This window comes from Pseudomonas sp. P116 (assembly GCF_020149425.1).
Classification (GTDB): domain Bacteria; phylum Pseudomonadota; class Gammaproteobacteria; order Pseudomonadales; family Pseudomonadaceae; genus Aquipseudomonas; species Aquipseudomonas anatoliensis.
The window spans coordinates 772170-791548 of record NZ_JACVHB010000001.1 but is presented as its reverse complement, the minus strand read 5'-3'; the positions used below and the strand labels follow the sequence as shown (position 1 = coordinate 791548).

Below are 19379 nucleotides of genomic sequence, written 5' to 3'. Positions count from 1 at the left end.
ACGTGAGCAACATCGCAATCATCCCGGCGCGCGGGGGCAGCAAACGCATCCCGCGCAAGAACCTGGCGCTGTTCGCTGGCGTGCCGATGATTGTCCGCTCGATTCGCACGGCGCTGGATTCGGGCTTGTTCGATCAGGTTGTCGTCAGCACCGATGACGAAGAAATCGCCGAGATCGCGCGGGCGCACGGGGCTGATGTGCCGTTTTTGCGCCCGGCCGAGCTGGCGGATGATTTTACCGGCACCGCCGCAGTGATCGTGCATGCCTTGCAGCAACTGCCAGCCTTTGATTACGCCTGTTGCGTGTACGCCACGGCGCCGTTGTTGCAGGCGCGTTATCTGCGTCAGGGCTTTGAGTTGCTGGCGCAACAGCCGGATAAATCCTTCGCCTTCTCCGTGTGCAACTTCGGTTTCCCGGTGCAACGTGCGCTGACGCTGGACGGGCAGGGCGCGCTTTCGGCGTTGTACCCGGAATTTCGTGAGACCCGTTCGCAGGATCTGCCCGAAGCGTTTCAGGATGCCGGGCAGTTTTATTGGGGGCGCACGGATGCGTGGCTGCGCGGCGAGGTGGTCTATTCGCCGGCCAGTCTGCCGGTGATTTTGCCCCGGCATCTGGTGCAGGACATCGATACGCCCGAAGACTGGAAGCGAGCCGAATACCTGTACGCCGCGCTCAAGGCCGGCGGAGAGTTGCAATGAGAGTCCTGATTCGCGCCGACGCTTCGCCGACCATCGGCAGCGGCCACATTGCCCGCTGCCTGACGCTGGCGCGGGTGCTGCGCAAGCAGGGCAGTCATGTCGCGTTTGCCTGTCGGCAGTTGCCGGGGCATCGACTCGATGCTCTGAGCGCGGAAGGTTTCGAGACTTTTGCGTTGCCCGGTCGCTATCCCGATGAAGACCCGCAGCAAGCCATCGAATCGATGCTGCCGTGGCAGGCCGACATCGATGCGTTGGATTTGCTGCTGGAAGATCACGCCGGATTCGACTGGATCATCGCCGACCATTACGGTCTCGATCATCACTGGCAGACCGCCGCACGGCGTTGGGCGCCGCGTATTGCGGCCGTCGACGATCTCGCCACTCGGCGCTACAGCGTTGATTTGCTGCTCAATCAGAATTTGTCCGGCCTCAGCGAAAACTACACGCCGTTGTTGCCCGAGGGCTGCCGCACACTGCTCGGTCCGCGCTATGCCATGTTGCGTGAAGAGTTCGATTGCCCGGCGATCAAGATCAAGCCCAAGGCCCGACGCGTACTGGTGAATTTCGGCGGTTTCGATGCGGCCATGCAGACCCATCACGCCATGCTCGCGCTGGCGGACTTCCCTGAGCTGGACGTTGATTTCGTCGCCGGTGCCGACAACCCGGCATGGGCGCAGATGCAGGCACTGGTGCAAACGCGGCCGAACTGGCGTCTGCACAGTTTTGTCAGCGATTTCCATCAACGCATGAGCGAGGCCGATCTGTTTATCGGCGCCGGTGGCGGCACCAGTTGGGAACGTGCGGCGTTGGGTTTGCCGACGATCTGTATAGCGGTGTCGAATAACCAGCAGGTCAACGGTGAAGTCATGGCGGCAGCCGGCGCGCATGTGTTCATGGGCGCGCGCGAGCAGGTCAGCGTCGCGCAGTTGCGCGACGCGATTGGTTTTGTCGCCGCTAATTTTTATCTGCGCCAGAGCCTGGCCGAACGTTCCCGGCAAATGGTCGATGGGCGCGGTGCATTGCGAGTCGCCGCTGCATTGGCCGATGCTGAGCCCAAGTTAAGTCACGCCACGCTGGACGATGCGCAGTTGCTGCCCGACGGGCTGAACTCCAGTTTGAATAAAAGGGAACACCGTTCATGAGTAGTTTCAAGATTGGCGACCGTCTGATCGGTGCCGACGCGCCGCCGTTTATCATTGCCGAGATGAGCGGCAATCATAACCAGTCGCTGGACGTGGCCCTGCAAATCGTCGAAGCCGCCGCCAAGGCCGGCGCGCACGCGTTGAAACTGCAAACCTATACGGCCGAGACCATGACGCTGGATCTGGCGGAGGGCGAGTTCTTCATCAAAGACCCGGGCAGTCTGTGGGCCGACACTTCTTTGTATGACTTGTACGAGCAGGCCCACACACCGTGGGAATGGCATGCGCCGATATTCGCTCGCGCCAAGGAGCTGGGGATGCTCACGTTCTCGACGCCGTTCGATGACACGGCCGTGGATTTTCTCGAAAGCCTCGACGTGCCGGCGTACAAGATCGCCAGTTTTGAAAACACCGATCTGCCGTTGATCCGCCGTGTCGCCGCCACCGGCAAGCCGCTGATCATCTCCACCGGCATGGCCAGCATTGCCGAACTCGATGAAACCGTGCGCGCCGCCCGTGAAGCCGGGTGCAAGGATCTGGTGTTGCTCAAATGCACCAGCACTTATCCGGCGACTCCGGCAAACAGCAATGTGCGGACGATCCCGCATCTGCGTGAATTGTTCGGTTGCGAGGTGGGGCTGTCCGATCATTCGATGGGCGTTGGCGTCTCGGTGGCGGCCGTGGCGCTCGGCGCGACGGTGGTGGAAAAACACTTCACCCTCGACCGTTCGGCGGGCGGGGTGGATGCCAGTTTCTCGCTGGAGCCGGCCGAGATGGCCAGCCTGGTGGTGGAAACCGAACGTGCGTGGCAGGCGTTGGGCCAGGTGCAATACGGCGCTACCGACGCCGAACTCAAGTCGGTGGTGTATCGCCGCTCGCTGTACGTGACCGCCGACATGGCCGCCGGTGCCCCCTTTACGCGGGACAATCTGCGCGCCATTCGTCCCGGCCTCGGTCTACCGCCCAAGCACACCGATGCCGTCCTCGGGCGCTGCGCTCGCACGCCGATCAAGCGCGGTACGCCGCTGGATTGGTCGTTGGTCGAATAACCCAATCTGTAATGGATTCGGCAAAATAGCGTGACCTGCGAGTCATAACGCGCATCTTCACTGTATTGTATTGATCGGGGAGATGGCGCCTGGCCCGTTTTTGGTTCCAGTGATAGCCCTTTGCGCTCCCCTTGGTTGCCCGTCGTGGCAACCATTTTCTGTTTGTCGGCGCCCCTCAAATCCTTGCGAGCGGTGGTCTTGGGCTGTTTTTTATTGGGAAGCCGTAATGATTGGCATAAAAAGCATTGCGAGCTACGTTCCTGTAGCCGGCGTGGACAATTACGCACAAGGTGCAAAATTCGAGAAGGATGAAGAGTTCATCCTTGGCAAGATTGGCTCGGCGTTCCTGCCGCGCAAAGACGCTGATCAAGAAACCTCCGATCTGTGCGTGGAAGCAGCCAATGCGCTGTTTGCCAGCAACCCTGGACTGAAGCGTGAATCGATCGATGCCTTGATCGTTGTCACCCAGAACGGTGATGAAGAAGGCTTGCCGCACACTGCTGCGATTGTGCAGGACAAACTAGGTCTGCCAACCAATGTCGCCGCGTTCGATATTTCGTTGGGTTGCTCCGGTTATGTCTATGGCATCTACGCGATCAAGGGTTTCATGGAAGCCGCAGGCCTGAAGAACGGCCTGCTGATCACCGCCGATCCGTATTCAAAAATCGTTGACCCGGAAGACCGCAACACCACCATGCTGTTCGGTGATGCGGCCACTGCGACCTGGATGGGTGAAGATCCGACCTGGGCACTGGGCAAGGCCAAGTTCGGCACCGACGGTTCCGGCGCGCCACACCTGAAAGTCACCGATGGCGTGTTCTTCATGAACGGTCGTCAGGTGTTCAACTTCGCGCTGCTCAAAGTCCCGGCGCACTTGCACGAGTTGCTCGATGATTCCGGTCTCAAGGCCGATGACATCGACGCCTTCTGCATTCACCAGGGCAGTGCGGCGATTGTCGATGCCGTGGCGCGACGCTTTGAAGGCGAGCCTGAGAAGTTCATCAAGGACATGGTCGAGACCGGCAACACCGTGTCGTCGAGTATTCCGCTGCTGCTGGAAAAACACGTACTCGATTCCGCCTGGCAGCGCGTCGCGCTCAGTGGTTTCGGTGTCGGTCTGTCGTGGGGCTCGGCGATCATCTTCCGCCCCTGAGCCTGATTAAAAACGGCGGATACAAAAATAGCGTTCAAGGTTAACCTTGAACGCTATTTTTTTGCCTGAAACGGAGCGCGAGGCGCCATGAGCGAGTTTTTCCAGGCCAACGCCGAAGTCCTTCAGCGCCGCTGGCCGGCCCTGTTCGAGCGCTTGATGGCCGAAGACAGTGCGGCGGTTCAGGCTGAACTGGTGCAGGGGCTGGGCTCGACCCTGAGCGTCAATGGCGTTCAACTCACCAGTCGCCATGACCGTACTCACGAAGCCCGTGTTCAGGCAGCCAGCCTGGCGGATAAAGCGCAATTGCATGTCTATGGCACCGGCCTGGGCGATTTGCCTGCGGTGTTGCTGGAGCGCGCGGGGCTTGAACGGTTGTACGTGCATATCCTCAATGGCGCTTTGTTTGCGCTGGTTGTGCAGTTGCTTGATCAGCGCCAGTGGCTGGAGGATCCGCGCGTGGAACTGTTTTACGCCGGTGATCTGTCTGATATCTGCACGCCGTTTTTTGCCCTGCCGACCGAGATGCTGCTGGCTGATGACTTCAACGCAAAGATCCGTGATCGGCTGGTCAGTGAAGTGCACCTGAGCTTCAACAATCGTGAGTTCGATCCGCAGTCGCCGGTCATTCAGCAGCGCTTGCAGGATTGCTTGCCAGTGTTGCTCGGCGATGACGATGTGGCGCAACTGTTTGGCACTTGCGTCGACCGGGAAGTCTACGTGATCGCCACCGGGCCGACCCTGGAGGGGCATTTCGAACGGCTGGCGAAAGTGCGGGCTCAGGCGCAGCGTCCGCTGTTCATTTGTGTCGACACTGCTTATCGACCGCTGCGTGAGCACGGTGTGGTGCCGGATCTGGTGGTGAGCATTGATCAGCTCATCAGCTTCCGTCATCTGCCATTTGAAGAGTCCGACGGTATTCCTCTGGTCTATTTGCCGATGAGCGACCCCGAGATTTTGCGCGCCTGGAAGGGCAAACGCTACGGCGGCTATTCCGCCAGCCCGGTTTATGCCGCATTGCGCGAGGAATATCCGCGCGGCGAACTGCATGTCGGCGGCAGTGTGATTCACCCGGCGGTGGACCTGGCGGTGAAAATGGGCGCAACGCGTATCACTCTGTTCGGCGCCGACTTCGCCTTCCCGATGAACAAGACCCATGCTGGCTGGAATGACGGTGAGCTTGGGCCGAGTGTGAGCCAGGCGCGGCATTGGGTGCGTGACGGGAATGGCCAGCGCGTCAGCACCCAACTCAACTTCCGTGGCTACTTATGCGTTCTCGAACGCTTCATCGCCGCCCATCCCCAGGTTGAGTTTTTCAATAGCAGCAGAGGGGGCGCGCTGATCGCCGGGGCGCGGTTCAATCAAGAGTTTGTGCAATGACGGCAATGGCGCAATGCATCAACGAGTGCCGTGATTGCGCGGGTCTGTTTCGACTGGGACGTGACGTCGAGGCGGCGCTAAGCATGGTCGACGTCTTCGAGGGGGCGCAGCAGTTGCTGCAGTTCGCGCCTGCGGATGCCCGGCAGAGGTGGGCGCAGATGCTGACGCAAATGCTCGATTGTCAGGAGCGTCAGGACTGGTTGGGACTGGCTGACTATATGGAGTATGAACTGATCGAGCTGCTGCAAAGTGTGCCGGCCTGAAAGCAAGCAAGCGCGCTGGCCCGCCGGTTTGCGCGCCGGTCGGTTTTATGACGTCATTTTTTCGTGGGTGAAGGGCGGCTAAGCCTTTGTTTTCTCGAGGGTGGCAGGGTGATGGCAAATATTTTTTAAAAAGCCCTCAAGCAACCTGCATTCCCGACGATAACTATTACGAAGGTTCTCTAGGCCATACCCGGCGGTTGCCAGGGCCGGAAGCCGCAGTACCCAACCAACGAGGAATTCGTCATGGCTTTAACAGTAAACACCAACACCACATCGTTGAACGTTCAGAAAAACCTGAACAAAGCTTCCGACGCTCTGTCGACTTCGATGCAGCGCCTGTCTTCCGGCCTGAAAATCAACAGCGCTAAAGACGACGCCGCTGGCCTGCAGATCTCCACCCGTATGCAATCGCAAATCCGCGGTGGCAACCAGGCTATCCAGAACGCCAACGACGGTATCTCCGTTGCTCAGACCGCTGAAGGCGCTCTGCAAGCTACTACCGACATCCTGCAGCGTATGCGTGAACTGGCTGTTAAAGCACGTACCGGCACCAACGGCACTGCTGACCAGAAAGCAACCAACCTTGAATTCGCCGACATGTCCGACGAAATCAGCCGTATCGCTGCTTCCACCAACCTGAACGGCAAAAACCTGCTGGACGGTTCGGCTGGTACTGTGACTCTGCAAGTTGGCGCAAACACTGGTACTGCCAACCACATCGACCTGGTACTGAGCTCCAAGTTCGACGCCGTGAGCCTGTCCGTAGACAAGGCTACTCTGGCTCTGACCGGTACTGACGCTGCTAACGCCGGTGTCAACATCGACGCCGCTATCACTGCAATCGACGCTGCTATCGCTGCGATCGGTGATACCCGTGCCAGCCTGGGTGCTTCGCAAAACCGTCTGACCAGCACCATCTCCAACCTGCAGAACATCGTTGAGAACACCACTGCTGCACAGGGTCGTGTACAAGACACCGACTTCGCCGCAGAAACTGCTAACCTGACCAAGCAGCAAACTCTGCAGCAGGCTTCGACCTCCGTTCTGGCTCAAGCCAACCAACTGCCTTCCGCTGTACTGAAACTGCTTCAGTAATTTCGGAACAAGTTTGGGCGGGGGAGTGCGCTAGTCGTGCTCTCTCGCCTTTTTACGTCAGGAGGTGATGAGCATGGACATGAGCGTGAAGCTTAACCTGTCTTATCCGGCTCCCAAGCCAGTAACGCCGGTTGCTGACAAACCGTCAGAGACGCCTAAAGTTACCAAGGCTGAAGCTCCGGTCGCTGCCAAGAGTCAGGATACGGACGATGCCAAGTTGAAACTGGCAGTGCAGGAGATCGAGAAGTTTGTTCAATCGATCAAGCGCAATCTGGAGTTCTCCATCGATGAGCATTCCGGGAAGGTCATCGTCAAGGTGATCGCAAGCGAGACGGGTGAAATCGTTCGACAGATTCCCTCCGCAGAAGCCCTCAAGCTGGCAGACAGCCTCGCCAACGCAAGTCATGTGTTGTTCGACGCCAAGGCCTGATAGCTGGCATGAATAATGTTTGTACGTTCTCAAGATGCGTGTAGCGGTCAAAAGAATGGCAACAATCTGAAGGGAGATGCACATGGCAAGTCCAATTCTACCGGGTTCCGGACTGGGTTCCGGCCTGGACATCGGGGCTATCGTTACTGCACTGGTCAACGCCGACAAGGCACCAAAGCAGACGCAAATCGATACCGCGACCAAAACCAACACGCTGAAGATTTCCGGTGTCGGTTCGTTGAAGAGCGCGCTGACTGCGTTCCAGACGGCAATGACCAATCTGGGCAGCAAGACCAATCCTGCATTTGCCGGCTTCACCGCGACTTCGGCCAATACCGCCGTTTTGAACGCCACCGCCGATAGCACCGCGGTTTCGGGTAATTACAGTGTTGTCGTCAACCAGCTGGCCACCGGCTCAAAAATTGCCAGTGCCTCTTTCGCCGGCGGCGCCGCCAGTGCCATTCCGACTGGTACCTTGAAAATCAGTCAGAATGGCACTGATTACAACGTCGACATCCCGGCCAATGCCACTTTGCAGACTACCCGTGACGCCATCAACAAGGCTCAGGGCGCCAACGGCATCTCCGCCAACATTGTGACCGACAGCACCGGTGCTTCGCGCCTGGTGATCAGTTCGAACAAGACTGGCGAAGGTTCCGACCTCAGCGTCAGCGGTATTGCCGGTCTGGAAATTGATGGTACCCAGCCGCTGGGGACCAGTCCTGCGGCAGGTGCTGCGGGCGCCGTCAACGGCGTTGCGCAAAATGCCAAGTTGACCATCGACGGCCTTCAGGTAACCAGCAAGAGCAACACGGTGACCGGTGCAATCAGTGGTCTGACCCTGAATCTGACAACGGTCAGCGCTGGCACACCACCGAGCACTCCAACGGTTATTGGCGTGGATGCCAACACCAAAGGGCTGCAGGCATCGATTCAGTCGTTTGTCGACGCTTACAACACGTTGAAAACTACCATCGACACCTTGTCCAAGGCGACGCCGGACGAAGATGGCAAGTTGACCGTGCAAGCGGCGTTCACTGGCGATGCGATGCCGCGCTCGCTGATTGCCAGCGTTCGTGCCGAGTTGACGGCAACGGGTGCTGGCGGTCCGTTGGCCGTGCTGTCCCAACTGGGTGTGATGACCGACCGCAACACCGGTAACCTGAAGTTTGATACCGCCGCCTTCACCAAAACCATGGATCAGCCAGGCATGACGGGTCAGGTCCAGCAATTGTTCACGGGTACCGACGACACCAATGGTCTGTTGGCACGTATGAGCAAGGCGGTGGATCCGTACCTCAAACCGCCAGCGAATGACAAACTCGGCACCAGTTTGCTTGATCAGCGCATGGCCATCCTCACCAAGAACACACGCACCCTGACCGACCAGCAAGTGGCGTTGGATGTGCGTGTCGCCAACCTGACCAAGGTGTTGACTGCCAAGTACAACGCCATGGACTTGCTGGTAGGGCAGATGAAGGCCACAGCCAGCAACATCACGTCGTTCTTCAGCACGCTGAACGCTCAGCAATCCGCGAAGTAACAGGCGAGCATGACAAAAACCCGGCTACGCTTTATCGGCGTGCGCTGGGTTTTTGTCTTTTTGATCTAAAGTTCTGTGATTCGTTGGCGATACACTGGTTATACGAGTCATTGTGGCAATGAGGTAGAACATGAATCCAATGTTAGCCCTTCGGCAATATCAGAAAGTCGGCGCGCATGCGCAGACGTCCGAAGCGAGCCCGCACCGTCTGGTGCAGATGTTGATGGAGGGTGGCCTGGAGCGCATCGCTCAGGCCAAAGGCGCCATTGAACGCAAGGATATTTCTGCCAAATGCACGGCCATCAGCAAGGCCGTTGGCATCATCGGCGGCTTGTGTGAAGGCCTGGATCTGGAGAATAGTGCCGATTCGGTGGGTGAGCTCAACCAGCTTTACATCTACATGATGAAGCGACTTGCCGAAGCCAACCTCAAGACTGATCCGCGTATTCTCGACGAAGTTGCCGGTTTGCTGCGCACCGTAAAGGAAGGCTGGGACGGCATCGCTCCATCAGGCCCCCAGTTTTAAGGAGATCACCATGAGTCTTGTATTGCAGCGAATTGCCGATACCCGTGAAGCATTGGTCAGTGCCTTGGCCGAGCGCAACTGGGAAGCCATTGGCGAGCTGGATCTGGCTTGCCGTTCCTGCATGGAAGACGTCTTGAGTGAGGCTTCGATGGATGAGGTCGCGTTGCGCGATAACCTTGAGGAGTTGCTCCATGTCTACAAGGAGCTTCTTGAGGTGGCCATGGGTGAGCGGCAAGCGATAGCCAATGAGATGTCGCAGATCACCCAAGCGCAGAAGGCGGCAAAGGTTTACCATCTGTTTGGCTAATTAACCTCCAGTTAATCCAGACATGTGCGCCATAAATTTGACTGTGCACGGTTTTTTGACTTAACTAGTGGCTGTTTTCAGATTTCAGGCGTCTACAGGCACATGGTGTCCTGCAAGCGTGTCGCTTGCCCCATTTTTCGGGCATTGAGTTGACTAGGGAAGTTGCTATTGCATGTGGCGTGAAACCAAAATTCTGCTGATCGATGACGATAGCGTTCGCCGCCGCGACCTGGCGGTGATTCTAAATTTTCTCGGCGAAGAAAATTTACCCTGCGGCAGCCATGACTGGCAGCAGGCAGTCGGCTCTTTGTCGTCTAGTCGTGAGGTCATTTGCGTACTGATCGGGACTGTAAATGCTCCTGGCGCGCTTTTGGGCTTGCTAAAGACACTCTCAACCTGGGATGAGTTCCTTCCGGTTTTGTTAATGGGCGATAATTCTTCCATTGACTTGCCTGAAGACCAGCGTCGCCGAGTGCTTTCGACCCTCGAAATGCCGCCCAGCTACAGCAAATTGCTCGACTCCCTGCACCGTGCCCAGGTCTATCGCGAGATGTACGACCAGGCCCGCGAGCGTGGCCGTCATCGCGAACCCAATCTGTTCCGCAGCCTCGTCGGCACCAGCCGGGCGATTCAGCACGTGCGCCAGATGATGCAGCAAGTGGCTGACACTGATGCCAGCGTGCTGATCCTCGGCGAGTCCGGCACCGGCAAGGAAGTGGTCGCGCGCAACCTGCATTACCACTCCAAGCGCCGCGACGGGCCATTCGTACCTGTCAACTGCGGGGCGATCCCGGCCGAGTTGCTGGAAAGCGAGCTGTTCGGCCACGAGAAGGGCGCCTTCACTGGCGCCATCACCAGCCGAGCCGGGCGCTTCGAGCTGGCCAACGGCGGTACGCTGTTCCTCGACGAAATTGGCGACATGCCGCTGCCGATGCAGGTCAAGCTGCTGCGCGTGCTGCAAGAGCGCACCTTCGAGCGCGTGGGTAGCAACAAGACCCAGAGCGTCGACGTGCGCATCATCGCCGCGACCCACAAGAATCTCGAAAGCATGATCGAGATCGGCACATTCCGCGAAGATCTCTACTACCGCTTGAACGTGTTCCCGATCGAGATGGCGCCGCTGCGCGAGCGTGTCGAAGACATCCCGCTGCTGATGAACGAACTGATCTCGCGCATGGAACACGAAAAGCGCGGGTCGATCCGTTTCAACTCGGCGGCAATCATGTCGCTGTGCCGTCACGGCTGGCCGGGCAACGTCCGCGAACTGGCCAACCTGGTGGAGCGCATGGCGATCATGCATCCGTACGGGGTGATCGGCGTGGTCGAGTTGCCGAAGAAATTCCGCTACGTCGACGACGAAGACGAGCAATTGGTCGACAGCCTGCGCAGCGATCTCGAAGAGCGCGTGGCAATCAACGGTCATACGCCGGACTTCTCCGCCAATGCCATGTTGCCGCCGGAAGGCCTGGACCTGAAGGACTACCTCGGTGGCCTGGAGCAAGGCCTGATTCAGCAGGCGCTGGACGATGCCAATGGCATTGTGGCACGCGCGGCAGAGCGCTTGCGCATTCGCCGTACCACGCTGGTGGAGAAGATGCGCAAGTACGGCATGAGCCGGCGCGACGGTGACGAACAGGCGGAGGATTGACGCCTGTTTTTCAACTGCTTCATTTATAAGCAGTTTTTTTTAGGCACGGGTATTGCTACATCCCTCGCAACGTTCCGTTTAACTGACGGTCAGCCAAGCGAGAGAGCACAATGCCCCAAGCCGCCCAGATCTCTGCCTCCAATCCCGAGGGGCAACCTTCGTCCGTAGAGCAGGCAAGTCGCCAGGGCCTTGAGCAGGCATTCGAACTGTTCAATCAGATGTCGAGCCAACTGACTGACTCCTACAGCATGCTTGAAGCGCGGGTCACCGAGCTCAAGGGTGAACTGGCTGTGGTCAGTGCCCAGCGCATGCAGGAGCTGGCGGAAAAAGAACGTCTGGCCAACCGTCTGCAAAACCTCCTTGATCTGTTGCCTGGTGGCGTCATCGTGATTGACGGTCATGGCATCGTGCGCGAAGCCAATCCCGCCGCCATCGACTTGCTCGGTCTGCCGCTGGAGGGCGAGTTGTGGCGCCATGTCATCGCTCGCTGCTTCGCCCCGCGTGAAGACGACGGTCACGAAATCTCCTTGAAGAACGGTCGACGCCTGTCGATTGCCACGCGTTCGCTGGATGCCGAGCCTGGGCAATTGGTGTTGCTCAACGACCTGACAGAAACCCGTCATCTGCAAGATCAACTGGCGCGCCACGAACGCCTGTCCTCGCTGGGACGAATGGTGGCCTCGCTGGCTCATCAGATCCGCACGCCATTGTCCGCCGCTTTGCTTTATGCCAGTCATTTGACTGAGCAGGAGCTGCCGGTCGCCACTCAGCAACGTTTTGCCGGGCGCCTTAAAGAGCGCCTGCACGAGCTGGAGCATCAGGTGCGCGACATGTTGGTGTTCGCTCGCGGCGAATTGCCGCTGACGGATCGCCTCACACCCAATGCCTTGATGCAGGCGCTGCAAGCTGCGGCCCTGACCCACGTACAGGACCTGCCGATTCGCTGGCAGTGCGACAGCCATGCCGGCGAGTTGCTGTGCAATCGTGACACGCTGGTCGGCGCGCTTTTGAATCTGATCGAAAACGCGATTCAGGCCAGCGCCGGCGAGGTGCGGCTGAAAGTGCATTGCTACACCCGCGACAACACCCTGCGGCTATGCGTCAGCGATTCCGGCAGCGGAATCGAACCTGCGGTTCTGGCGCGACTCGGCGAGCCATTTTTTACCACGAAGGTCACCGGCACTGGCCTGGGCCTGACCGTGGTCAAAGCGGTGGCGCGAGCCCATCAGGGAGAATTGCAGCTGCGCTCGCGAGTCGGGCGCGGCACGTGCGCGCAGGTGATCCTGCCGCTGTTTTGCGCTGTACAAGGAGCTGAGTAAAAGACATGGGCATCAAGGTGTTGCTGGTTGAGGATGACCGTTCGTTGCGCGAGGCGCTGGCCGATACGCTGCTGTTGGCCGGCCATGATTTTCACGCGGTCGGCAGCGCTGAAGAAGCGTTGACGGCGGTGGCGCGCGAAGCGTTCAGTCTGGTGATCAGCGACGTCAACATGCCCGGTATGGATGGTCATCAATTGCTCTCGCTGCTGCGTGCGCGTCAGCCACAATTGCCGGTGTTGCTGATGACTGCCCACGGCGCCGTCGAGCGTGCCGTCGATGCAATGCGTCAGGGGGCGGCGGATTATCTGGTCAAGCCGTTCGAGCCCAAAGCCTTGCTCGATCTGGTGTCGCGACATGCGCTGGGCAGCATCGGTGCAACTGACGTCGAAGGCCCGATTGCAGTCGAGCCGGCCAGTGCCCAGCTTCTGGAGTTGTCGGCGCGAGTAGCGCGCAGTGATTCCACGGTGCTGATCTCCGGTGAGTCCGGTACCGGCAAGGAAGTGCTGGCGCGCTATATTCACCAGCAATCCCATCGTGCCACTCAACCGTTTATCGCAATCAATTGCGCCGCGATCCCCGACAACATGCTCGAAGCCACGTTGTTCGGTCACGAGAAAGGCTCGTTCACCGGCGCCATTGCTGCGCAGCCGGGCAAGTTTGAGCAGGCGGACGGTGGCACCATTCTGCTCGACGAAATTTCCGAAATGCCTCTCGGCCTGCAAGCCAAGCTGCTGCGAGTGTTGCAAGAGCGTGAAGTCGAACGGGTCGGCGGGCGCAAGCCCATTACCCTGGATATCCGTGTGGTCGCCACGACCAACCGTGATCTGGCTGCAGAAGTGGCGGCGGGGCGTTTCCGTGAAGATCTTTTTTACCGTCTGTCGGTTTTTCCCCTGGCGTGGCGTCCACTTCGCGAGCGCACTGCCGATATCTTGCCGCTGGCTGAGCGGTTGCTGGCCAAACACGTCAATAAAATGAAGCATGCAGCGGCGAAACTTTCGCCTGAGGCGCAAGCGTGTCTGACCGCGTACCCGTGGCCGGGCAACGTGCGTGAGCTGGATAACGCGATTCAGCGTGCATTGATCCTGCAGCAGGGCGGCGTGATCCAGCCGCAGGATTTCTGCCTGGCAGGGCCGGTGATGTTTGCTGCATTGCCTGTGTCAGTGCCGACGCCTGCGGTGATTCGTGAAGTCGAGATCGATGCGGATTCTGCCGGTGCCTTGGGTGATGACCTGCGCCGCCGGGAGTTTCAGATGATCATCGACACCCTGCGCAGCGAGCGCGGCCGCCGCAAGGAAGCGGCGGAAAAACTCGGCATCAGCCCGCGCACCCTGCGCTACAAGCTGGCGCAAATGCGCGATGCCGGGATGGACGTCGAAGGTTATCTGTTCGCCACTTGATCGCTGGCGCAATGTTTGAAAACGCTTTTCTGAAAGGGCCGGCCTTGAGCTGGCACCCTTGTTGCTAATACCTGTGTACCCGCCGAGTGAGTGTCAAAAAATTGCGGGCCGCCCAAGAGAGTAGACCATGAGCCAAGGTATTGAATTCAATCGGTTGATGATGGACATGAAGGCTATGAAAATAGACGCCATGTCTGCGCCGAAATCGACGACCGCTGTCCCTGAACTGTCGGGCAGCAGCTTTTCCGACATGCTCGGTCAGGCGATCAACAAAGTCAGCAATACCCAGCAGGCGTCGACTCAGTTGGCCAATGCTTTTGAAGTGGGCAAAAGCGGCGTCGATCTGACGGACGTGATGATCGCTTCGCAAAAAGCCAGCGTGTCGTTCCAGGCTCTGACCCAGGTGCGTAACAAACTGGTTCAGGCCTATCAAGACATCATGCAGATGCCGGTATAAGGACGAGATTGAGTCATGGCAGAAGCAGTCGCCGATAACGTTCCGGCCAAGGCCACCCCGATAGACGGCAAACCGCCGTTGTTCGGCCTGTCCTTCCTGGAAAACCTCTCCGAGATGACCATGCTGCGTCAGGTGGGCCTGTTGGTCGGCCTGGCTGCGAGCGTGGCGATTGGCTTTGCCGTGGTGCTGTGGTCGCAGCAGCCCGATTACCGTCCGTTGTATGGCAGCCTTGCCGGCCTGGACGCCAAGCAGGTCATGGAAACCCTGGCCGCAGCCGACATCCCTTACAACGTCGAACCGAGCTCCGGTGCCTTGCTGGTCAAGGCCGATGACTTGTCCCGTGCGCGGCTCAAGCTCGCAGCCGCTGGTGTCACTCCCAGCGACGGCAACATCGGTTATGAAATCCTCGACAAGGAACAGGGTCTGGGCACCAGCCAGTTCATGGAAGCGACACGTTACCGTCGCGGCCTTGAAGGTGAACTGGCGCGAACCATTTCCAGCCTGAACAACGTCAAGGGTGCCCGCGTGCACCTGGCGATTCCGAAGAGTTCGGTATTCGTGCGCGATGAGCGCAAGCCAAGTGCTTCGGTTCTGGTCGAGCTGTATTCCGGTCGTTCGCTGGAGCCGGGTCAGGTAGTGGCGATCATCAATCTGGTGGCGACTTCCGTCCCCGAGTTGAGCAAATCGCAGATCACCGTCGTCGACCAGAAGGGCAACCTGCTCTCTGATCAGGCGGAAAACTCCGAAATGACCATGGCCGGCAAGCAGTTCGATTACAGCCGCCGTATGGAAAGCATGCTGACCCAGCGCGTCCACAACATTCTGCAACCGGTGCTGGGCAATGATCGCTACAAGGCTGAGGTCTCGGCCGATATCGATTTCAACGCTGTCGAGTCGACTGCCGAACAGTTCAATCCGGATCAACCGGCGTTGCGCAGCGAACAGTCGGTCAACGAACAACGCACCGCCAGCAATGGCCCGCAAGGTGTGCCGGGTGCCTTGAGCAACCAGCCACCGTCGCCGGCGTCGGCGCCGCAAACCACCGCAGGTGCAGCCGCTCCGGCCGCCATGGTGCAGCCAGGTCAGCCATTGGTTGACGCCAACGGCCAGCAGATCATGGACCCGGCCACCGGCCAGCCGATGCTCGCGCCGTACCCGGCAGACAAGCGTCAACAATCCACCAAGAACTTCGAACTCGATCGTTCCATCAGCCACACCAAACAGCAGCAGGGTCGCCTGAATCGCCTGTCGGTGTCGGTGGTGGTTGACGATCAGGTCAAGGTCAATGCGGCCAACGGTGAAACCACCCGCGCGCCGTGGACGGCCGACGAACTGGGCCGCTTCACGCGTCTGGTGCAGGACGCGGTCGGCTTCGATGCCAGCCGTGGCGACAGCGTCAGCGTGATCAACATGCCGTTCTCCGCCGAGCGCGGTGAAGTGTTTGCCGAAATTCCGTTCTACTCCCAGCCATGGTTCTGGGACATCGTCAAACAAGTGCTGGGTGTGTTGTTCATCCTGGTGCTGGTGTTTGGTGTGCTGCGTCCGGTGCTCAACAACATTACCGGCGGCGGCAAAGGCAAGGAGCTGGCCGGTTTGGGCAGCGACGTGGAACTCGGAGGCATGGGCGGCCTGGACGGCGAACTATCCAACGACCGCGTGAGCCTCGGTGGTCCGCAGAGCATTCTGTTGCCGAGCCCGAGCGAGGGTTATGACGCGCAACTGAATGCAATCAAGAGCCTGGTGGCTGAAGATCCGGGCCGTGTGGCTCAGGTCGTGAAAGAGTGGATTAACGCAGATGAGTGATAACCGAGCCGCAACCCTCAAGCTGACCAAGGTCGACAAAGCGGCGATTCTGCTGCTGTCCCTGGGTTCGACCGATGCTGCGCAAGTGCTGCGCCACATGGGCCCCAAAGAGGTTCAGCGAGTGGGTGTGGCCATGGCCCAGATGGGCAACGTCCATCGTGAGCAGGTCGAACAGGTCATGAGCGAGTTCGTCGACATCGTCGGCGATCAGACCAGCCTGGGCGTCGGCTCCGACGACTACGTGCGCAAAATGCTCACCCAGGCACTGGGCGAAGACAAGGCCAACGGCCTGATCGACCGCATCCTGCTCGGTGGCAACACCAGCGGCCTCGACAGCCTGAAATGGATGGAGCCGCGCGCCGTTGCCGACGTGATCCGTTACGAACACCCGCAGATTCAAGCGATCGTGGTCGCGTACCTCGACCCGGATCAGGCCGGTGAAGTGCTCGGCAACTTCGACCACAAGGTGCGTCTGGACATCATCCTGCGCGTCTCGTCGTTGAACACTGTGCAACCGGCGGCATTGAAAGAACTCAACCAGATTCTCGAGAAGCAGTTCTCCGGCAACTCGAATGCCTCGCGCACCACCCTCGGTGGCATCAAGCGTGCGGCCGACATCATGAACTTCCTCGACAGCTCGATCGAAGGCCAGCTCATGGATTCGATCCGCGAAGTCGACGAAGACCTGTCCGGTCAGATCGAAGACCTCATGTTCGTGTTCAACAACCTCGCCGATGTCGACGACCGTGGCATTCAGGCGCTGCTGCGCGAAGTGTCCTCCGACGTGCTGGTACTGGCCCTCAAGGGTTCGGACGAAGGCGTCAAAGAGAAGATCTTCAAGAACATGTCCAAACGTGCCGCGGAACTGTTGCGCGACGACCTCGAGGCCAAAGGCCCGGTGCGCGTCAGCGACGTCGAAACCGCGCAGAAGGAAATCCTCACCATCGCCCGCCGTATGGCCGAAGCCGGAGAAATCGTGCTCGGTGGCAAGGGCGGCGAGGAAATGATCTAAGCCCATGGACAAGCACGACGACGATGTGACGGATCTGATCCGTGCCCGCGATGTCCGCGGTTTCGAGTCCTGGGCGATGCCAAGCTTCGATCCGCCAAAACTGGAACCCGAGCCTGAGCCCGAGCCCGAACCGCCGGAAATGGAAGAAGTGCCGCTGGAAGAAGTCCAGCCGCTGACCCTGGAAGAGCTCGAAAGCATCCGTCAGGAGGCTTATAACGAAGGCTTCGCGACCGGCGAAAAAGAAGGTTTTCACAGCACCACGCTGAAGGTGCGCCAAGAGGCCGAAGTCGCCTTGGCGGCGAAACTGGCCAGCCTTGAGCAATTGATGGCGAACCTGTTCGAGCCCATCGCCGAGCAAGACACGCAGATCGAAAAATCGTTGGTTGATCTCGTTCAGCACATCACCAGACAGGTGATCAAGCGCGAACTGGCCATCGATTCGAGCCAGATCGAACACGTCATGCGCGACGCCCTCAAGCTGTTGCCGCTGGGTGTCGACAATGTCCGTCTGTTCGTCAATCCGCAGGACTTCGAACAGGCCAAAGCCCTGCGCGAACGTCACGAAGAAAGCTGGCGCATTGTCGAAGACGAAGCGTTGATGCCGGGCGGATGCCGGGTTGAGACGGCGCACAGCCGCATCGATGCGAGCATTGAATCGCGTGTGACGCAGGTCATGGACAAACTGTTCGATCAGTTGCACGAACAGGCCCTGCACCCGGCTGAACCGGACTTGGCTCTGGACATTGCCGAAGACGTCAAACCGGCTACCGTGACTGACGAGCCGCTCGCGGACGCCGACGATGCGCCTTGAACGCACCAGTTTCGCCAAGCGCCTGAGCACTTACGCCGAAGCCACCGAAATTGCCGGCGCGCCGATTCTTGAAGGTCGCCTGCTGCGCATGGTCGGCCTCACGCTGGAAGCCGAAGGCCTGCGCGCCGCCATGGGCACGCGCTGCCTGGTGATCAACGACGACAGCTATCACCCCTCGCAGGTGGAAGCGGAAGTCATGGGTTTCTCCGGCAGCAAAGTCTTTCTGATGCCGGTCGGCAGTGTTGCCGGTATTGCGCCGGGCGCCCGCGTGGTGCCGTTGGCCGATACCGGTCGCCTGCCGATGGGCATGAGCATGCTCGGTCGTGTGCTCGATGGCGCTGGTCGTGCGCTGGACGGCAAGGGCGGCATGAAAGCCGAAGACTGGGTACCGATGGACGGCCCGACGATCAACCCGCTCAACCGTGACCCGATCAGCGAACCGCTGGACGTCGGCATCCGTTGCATCAACGGTTTGCTGACGGTCGGTCGTGGCCAGCGTCTGGGGCTGTTCGCCGGTACCGGTGTCGGTAAATCGGTATTGCTGGGCATGATGACGCGCTTCACCGAGGCCGACATTATCGTCGTCGGCCTGATCGGTGAGCGGGGGCGGGAAGTGAAGGAATTCATCGAGCACAGCCTCGGTGAAGAAGGCCTTCAGCGCTCGGTGGTGGTTGCCTCGCCGGCGGACGATGCGCCGCTGATGCGTTTGCGCGCGGCGATGTACTGCACACGTATCGCCGAGTATTTTCGCGACAAGGGCAAGAATGTCCTGTTGCTGATGGATTCGCTGACCCGTTTCGCTCAGGCCCAGCGGGAAATCGCCTTGGCCATTGGCGAGCCGCCTGCGACCAAGGGTTATCCGCCGTCGGTGTTCGCCAAGTTGCCGAAACTGGTGGAGCGCGCCGGTAATGCGGAGAAGGGCGGGGGTTCGATCACTGCGTTCTACACCGTATTGTCCGAAGGCGATGACCAGCAGGACCCGATTGCCGACTCGGCGCGGGGCGTGCTCGACGGTCACATCGTGCTTTCGCGGCGTCTGGCCGAGGAAGGGCACTACCCGGCCATCGATATCGAAGCGTCGATCAGCCGGGTAATGCCGGCGGTGGTCTCGGCGGAGCATATGCAGCGTGCGCAGTATTTCAAGCAGCTGTGGTCGCGTTATCAGCAGAGTCGCGACCTGATCAGCGTCGGTGCCTACGTTGCCGGTGGCGACCGCGAGACCGACCTGGCGATTTCCCTGCAAGCGCAGTTGGTCAGGTATCAGCGTCAGGGCCTGAACGACAAAATCAACATGGGCGAAAGCCAGGCATATCTCGAAACCCTGTTCGCTCCTGCGGCGGGCGGGTAAC

18 protein-coding genes and 1 pseudogene are annotated in these 19379 nt (G+C 59.4%); all 19 read left to right on the top strand.

What is annotated here, in order from left to right:
* Nucleotides 1–2 precede the first annotated feature (2 nt).
* Nucleotides 3–698, top strand: a complete 696-nt coding sequence (gene pseF / locus ICA15_RS03925; RefSeq protein WP_210553702.1) for a pseudaminic acid cytidylyltransferase — start codon at nucleotides 3–5, stop codon at nucleotides 696–698.
* Nucleotides 695–1825, top strand: a pseudogene (gene pseG / locus ICA15_RS03920) (UDP-2,4-diacetamido-2,4,6-trideoxy-beta-L-altropyranose hydrolase); the annotation flags it as partial. The gene pseF and the pseudogene pseG, both read left to right, overlap by 4 nt.
* A gap of 11 nt (nucleotides 1826–1836) precedes the next feature.
* Nucleotides 1837–2889, top strand: coding sequence for a pseudaminic acid synthase (gene pseI / locus ICA15_RS03915; protein ID WP_210553701.1), 1053 nt, complete (start codon nucleotides 1837–1839; stop codon nucleotides 2887–2889).
* A 226-nt stretch (nucleotides 2890–3115) separates the two neighbouring features.
* On the top strand, nucleotides 3116–4042 hold the full coding sequence (locus ICA15_RS03910) for a ketoacyl-ACP synthase III (RefSeq protein ID WP_150602930.1): 927 nt from the start codon (nucleotides 3116–3118) through the stop codon (nucleotides 4040–4042).
* 87 nt (nucleotides 4043–4129) lie between these two features.
* A complete protein-coding gene (locus ICA15_RS03905; RefSeq protein ID WP_210553700.1) occupies nucleotides 4130–5419 on the top strand; it encodes a motility associated factor glycosyltransferase family protein in 1290 nt (429 codons plus the stop codon).
* Complete coding sequence (locus tag ICA15_RS03900; protein ID WP_150618502.1) at nucleotides 5416–5682, top strand: hypothetical protein; 267 nt, start codon at nucleotides 5416–5418, stop codon at nucleotides 5680–5682. The genes ICA15_RS03905 and ICA15_RS03900 overlap by 4 nt, the downstream gene beginning before the upstream one ends.
* A gap of 243 nt (nucleotides 5683–5925) precedes the next feature.
* Nucleotides 5926–6777, top strand: coding sequence for a flagellin domain-containing protein (locus ICA15_RS03895; protein WP_150618503.1), 852 nt, complete (start codon nucleotides 5926–5928; stop codon nucleotides 6775–6777).
* Nucleotides 6778–6850: 73 nt separating this feature from the next.
* A complete protein-coding gene (locus tag ICA15_RS03890) occupies nucleotides 6851–7207 on the top strand; it encodes a flagellar protein FlaG (RefSeq protein ID WP_042558211.1) in 357 nt (118 codons plus the stop codon).
* A gap of 82 nt (nucleotides 7208–7289) precedes the next feature.
* The gene (fliD, locus tag ICA15_RS03885; protein WP_150618504.1) at nucleotides 7290–8750 is read left to right on the top strand and encodes a flagellar filament capping protein FliD; all 1461 of its coding nucleotides are present in this window, start codon (nucleotides 7290–7292) and stop codon (nucleotides 8748–8750) included.
* A gap of 130 nt (nucleotides 8751–8880) precedes the next feature.
* A complete protein-coding gene (fliS, locus tag ICA15_RS03880) occupies nucleotides 8881–9276 on the top strand; it encodes a flagellar export chaperone FliS (protein ID WP_150618505.1) in 396 nt (131 codons plus the stop codon).
* 10 nt (nucleotides 9277–9286) lie between these two features.
* Nucleotides 9287–9583 (top strand): hypothetical protein, encoded by a 297-nt coding sequence (locus ICA15_RS03875; protein ID WP_042558214.1) that lies wholly within the window; start codon nucleotides 9287–9289, stop codon nucleotides 9581–9583.
* 172 nt (nucleotides 9584–9755) lie between these two features.
* Entirely contained in the window at nucleotides 9756–11231 is a 1476-nt protein-coding gene (locus tag ICA15_RS03870; protein ID WP_150602923.1) for a sigma-54 dependent transcriptional regulator, read from the top strand.
* 110 nt (nucleotides 11232–11341) lie between these two features.
* A complete protein-coding gene (locus ICA15_RS03865) occupies nucleotides 11342–12550 on the top strand; it encodes a sensor histidine kinase (RefSeq protein ID WP_150602922.1) in 1209 nt (402 codons plus the stop codon).
* A 5-nt stretch (nucleotides 12551–12555) separates the two neighbouring features.
* Nucleotides 12556–13947: a sigma-54-dependent response regulator transcription factor FleR gene (gene fleR, locus ICA15_RS03860; RefSeq protein ID WP_150618507.1), complete on the top strand. Its 1392-nt coding sequence runs from the start codon at nucleotides 12556–12558 to the stop codon at nucleotides 13945–13947.
* 127 nt (nucleotides 13948–14074) lie between these two features.
* Complete coding sequence (fliE, locus tag ICA15_RS03855; RefSeq protein WP_150602920.1) at nucleotides 14075–14404, top strand: flagellar hook-basal body complex protein FliE; 330 nt, start codon at nucleotides 14075–14077, stop codon at nucleotides 14402–14404.
* 15 nt (nucleotides 14405–14419) lie between these two features.
* The gene (gene fliF, locus ICA15_RS03850; RefSeq protein ID WP_150602919.1) at nucleotides 14420–16207 is read left to right on the top strand and encodes a flagellar basal-body MS-ring/collar protein FliF; all 1788 of its coding nucleotides are present in this window, start codon (nucleotides 14420–14422) and stop codon (nucleotides 16205–16207) included.
* The gene (gene fliG / locus ICA15_RS03845; RefSeq protein ID WP_016984305.1) at nucleotides 16200–17219 is read left to right on the top strand and encodes a flagellar motor switch protein FliG; all 1020 of its coding nucleotides are present in this window, start codon (nucleotides 16200–16202) and stop codon (nucleotides 17217–17219) included. The genes fliF and fliG overlap by 8 nt, the downstream gene beginning before the upstream one ends.
* Nucleotides 17220–17223: 4 nt before the next feature.
* Nucleotides 17224–18030 (top strand): flagellar assembly protein FliH, encoded by an 807-nt coding sequence (fliH, locus tag ICA15_RS03840; RefSeq protein WP_210553699.1) that lies wholly within the window; start codon nucleotides 17224–17226, stop codon nucleotides 18028–18030.
* Nucleotides 18020–19378, top strand: a complete 1359-nt coding sequence (gene fliI / locus ICA15_RS03835) for a flagellar protein export ATPase FliI (RefSeq protein WP_042558221.1) — start codon at nucleotides 18020–18022, stop codon at nucleotides 19376–19378. The genes fliH and fliI overlap by 11 nt, the downstream gene beginning before the upstream one ends.
* The last annotated feature ends 1 nt before the right edge of the window (nucleotide 19379 follow it).

Bases quoted from the DNA above. Each gene is read 5' to 3' on its own strand.
- fliH (WP_210553699.1), top strand. From the start codon at position 17,224: ATGGACAAGCACGACGACGATGTGACGGATCTGATCCGTGCCCGCGAT.
- ICA15_RS03905 (WP_210553700.1), top strand. From the start codon at position 4,130: ATGAGCGAGTTTTTCCAGGCCAACGCCGAAGTCCTTCAGCGCCGCTGG.
- ICA15_RS03870 (WP_150602923.1), top strand. From the start codon at position 9,756: ATGTGGCGTGAAACCAAAATTCTGCTGATCGATGACGATAGCGTTCGC.
- ICA15_RS03865 (WP_150602922.1), top strand. From the start codon at position 11,342: ATGCCCCAAGCCGCCCAGATCTCTGCCTCCAATCCCGAGGGGCAACCT.
- fleR (WP_150618507.1), top strand. From the start codon at position 12,556: ATGGGCATCAAGGTGTTGCTGGTTGAGGATGACCGTTCGTTGCGCGAG.
- fliF (WP_150602919.1), top strand. From the start codon at position 14,420: ATGGCAGAAGCAGTCGCCGATAACGTTCCGGCCAAGGCCACCCCGATA.
- fliI (WP_042558221.1), top strand. From the start codon at position 18,020: ATGCGCCTTGAACGCACCAGTTTCGCCAAGCGCCTGAGCACTTACGCC.
- ICA15_RS03895 (WP_150618503.1), top strand. From the start codon at position 5,926: ATGGCTTTAACAGTAAACACCAACACCACATCGTTGAACGTTCAGAAA.
- ICA15_RS03910 (WP_150602930.1), top strand. From the start codon at position 3,116: ATGATTGGCATAAAAAGCATTGCGAGCTACGTTCCTGTAGCCGGCGTG.
- fliE (WP_150602920.1), top strand. From the start codon at position 14,075: ATGAGCCAAGGTATTGAATTCAATCGGTTGATGATGGACATGAAGGCT.
- ICA15_RS03875 (WP_042558214.1), top strand. From the start codon at position 9,287: ATGAGTCTTGTATTGCAGCGAATTGCCGATACCCGTGAAGCATTGGTC.
- pseI (WP_210553701.1), top strand. From the start codon at position 1,837: ATGAGTAGTTTCAAGATTGGCGACCGTCTGATCGGTGCCGACGCGCCG.
- ICA15_RS03900 (WP_150618502.1), top strand. From the start codon at position 5,416: ATGACGGCAATGGCGCAATGCATCAACGAGTGCCGTGATTGCGCGGGT.
- fliG (WP_016984305.1), top strand. From the start codon at position 16,200: ATGAGTGATAACCGAGCCGCAACCCTCAAGCTGACCAAGGTCGACAAA.
- ICA15_RS03890 (WP_042558211.1), top strand. From the start codon at position 6,851: ATGGACATGAGCGTGAAGCTTAACCTGTCTTATCCGGCTCCCAAGCCA.
- fliS (WP_150618505.1), top strand. From the start codon at position 8,881: ATGAATCCAATGTTAGCCCTTCGGCAATATCAGAAAGTCGGCGCGCAT.
- fliD (WP_150618504.1), top strand. From the start codon at position 7,290: ATGGCAAGTCCAATTCTACCGGGTTCCGGACTGGGTTCCGGCCTGGAC.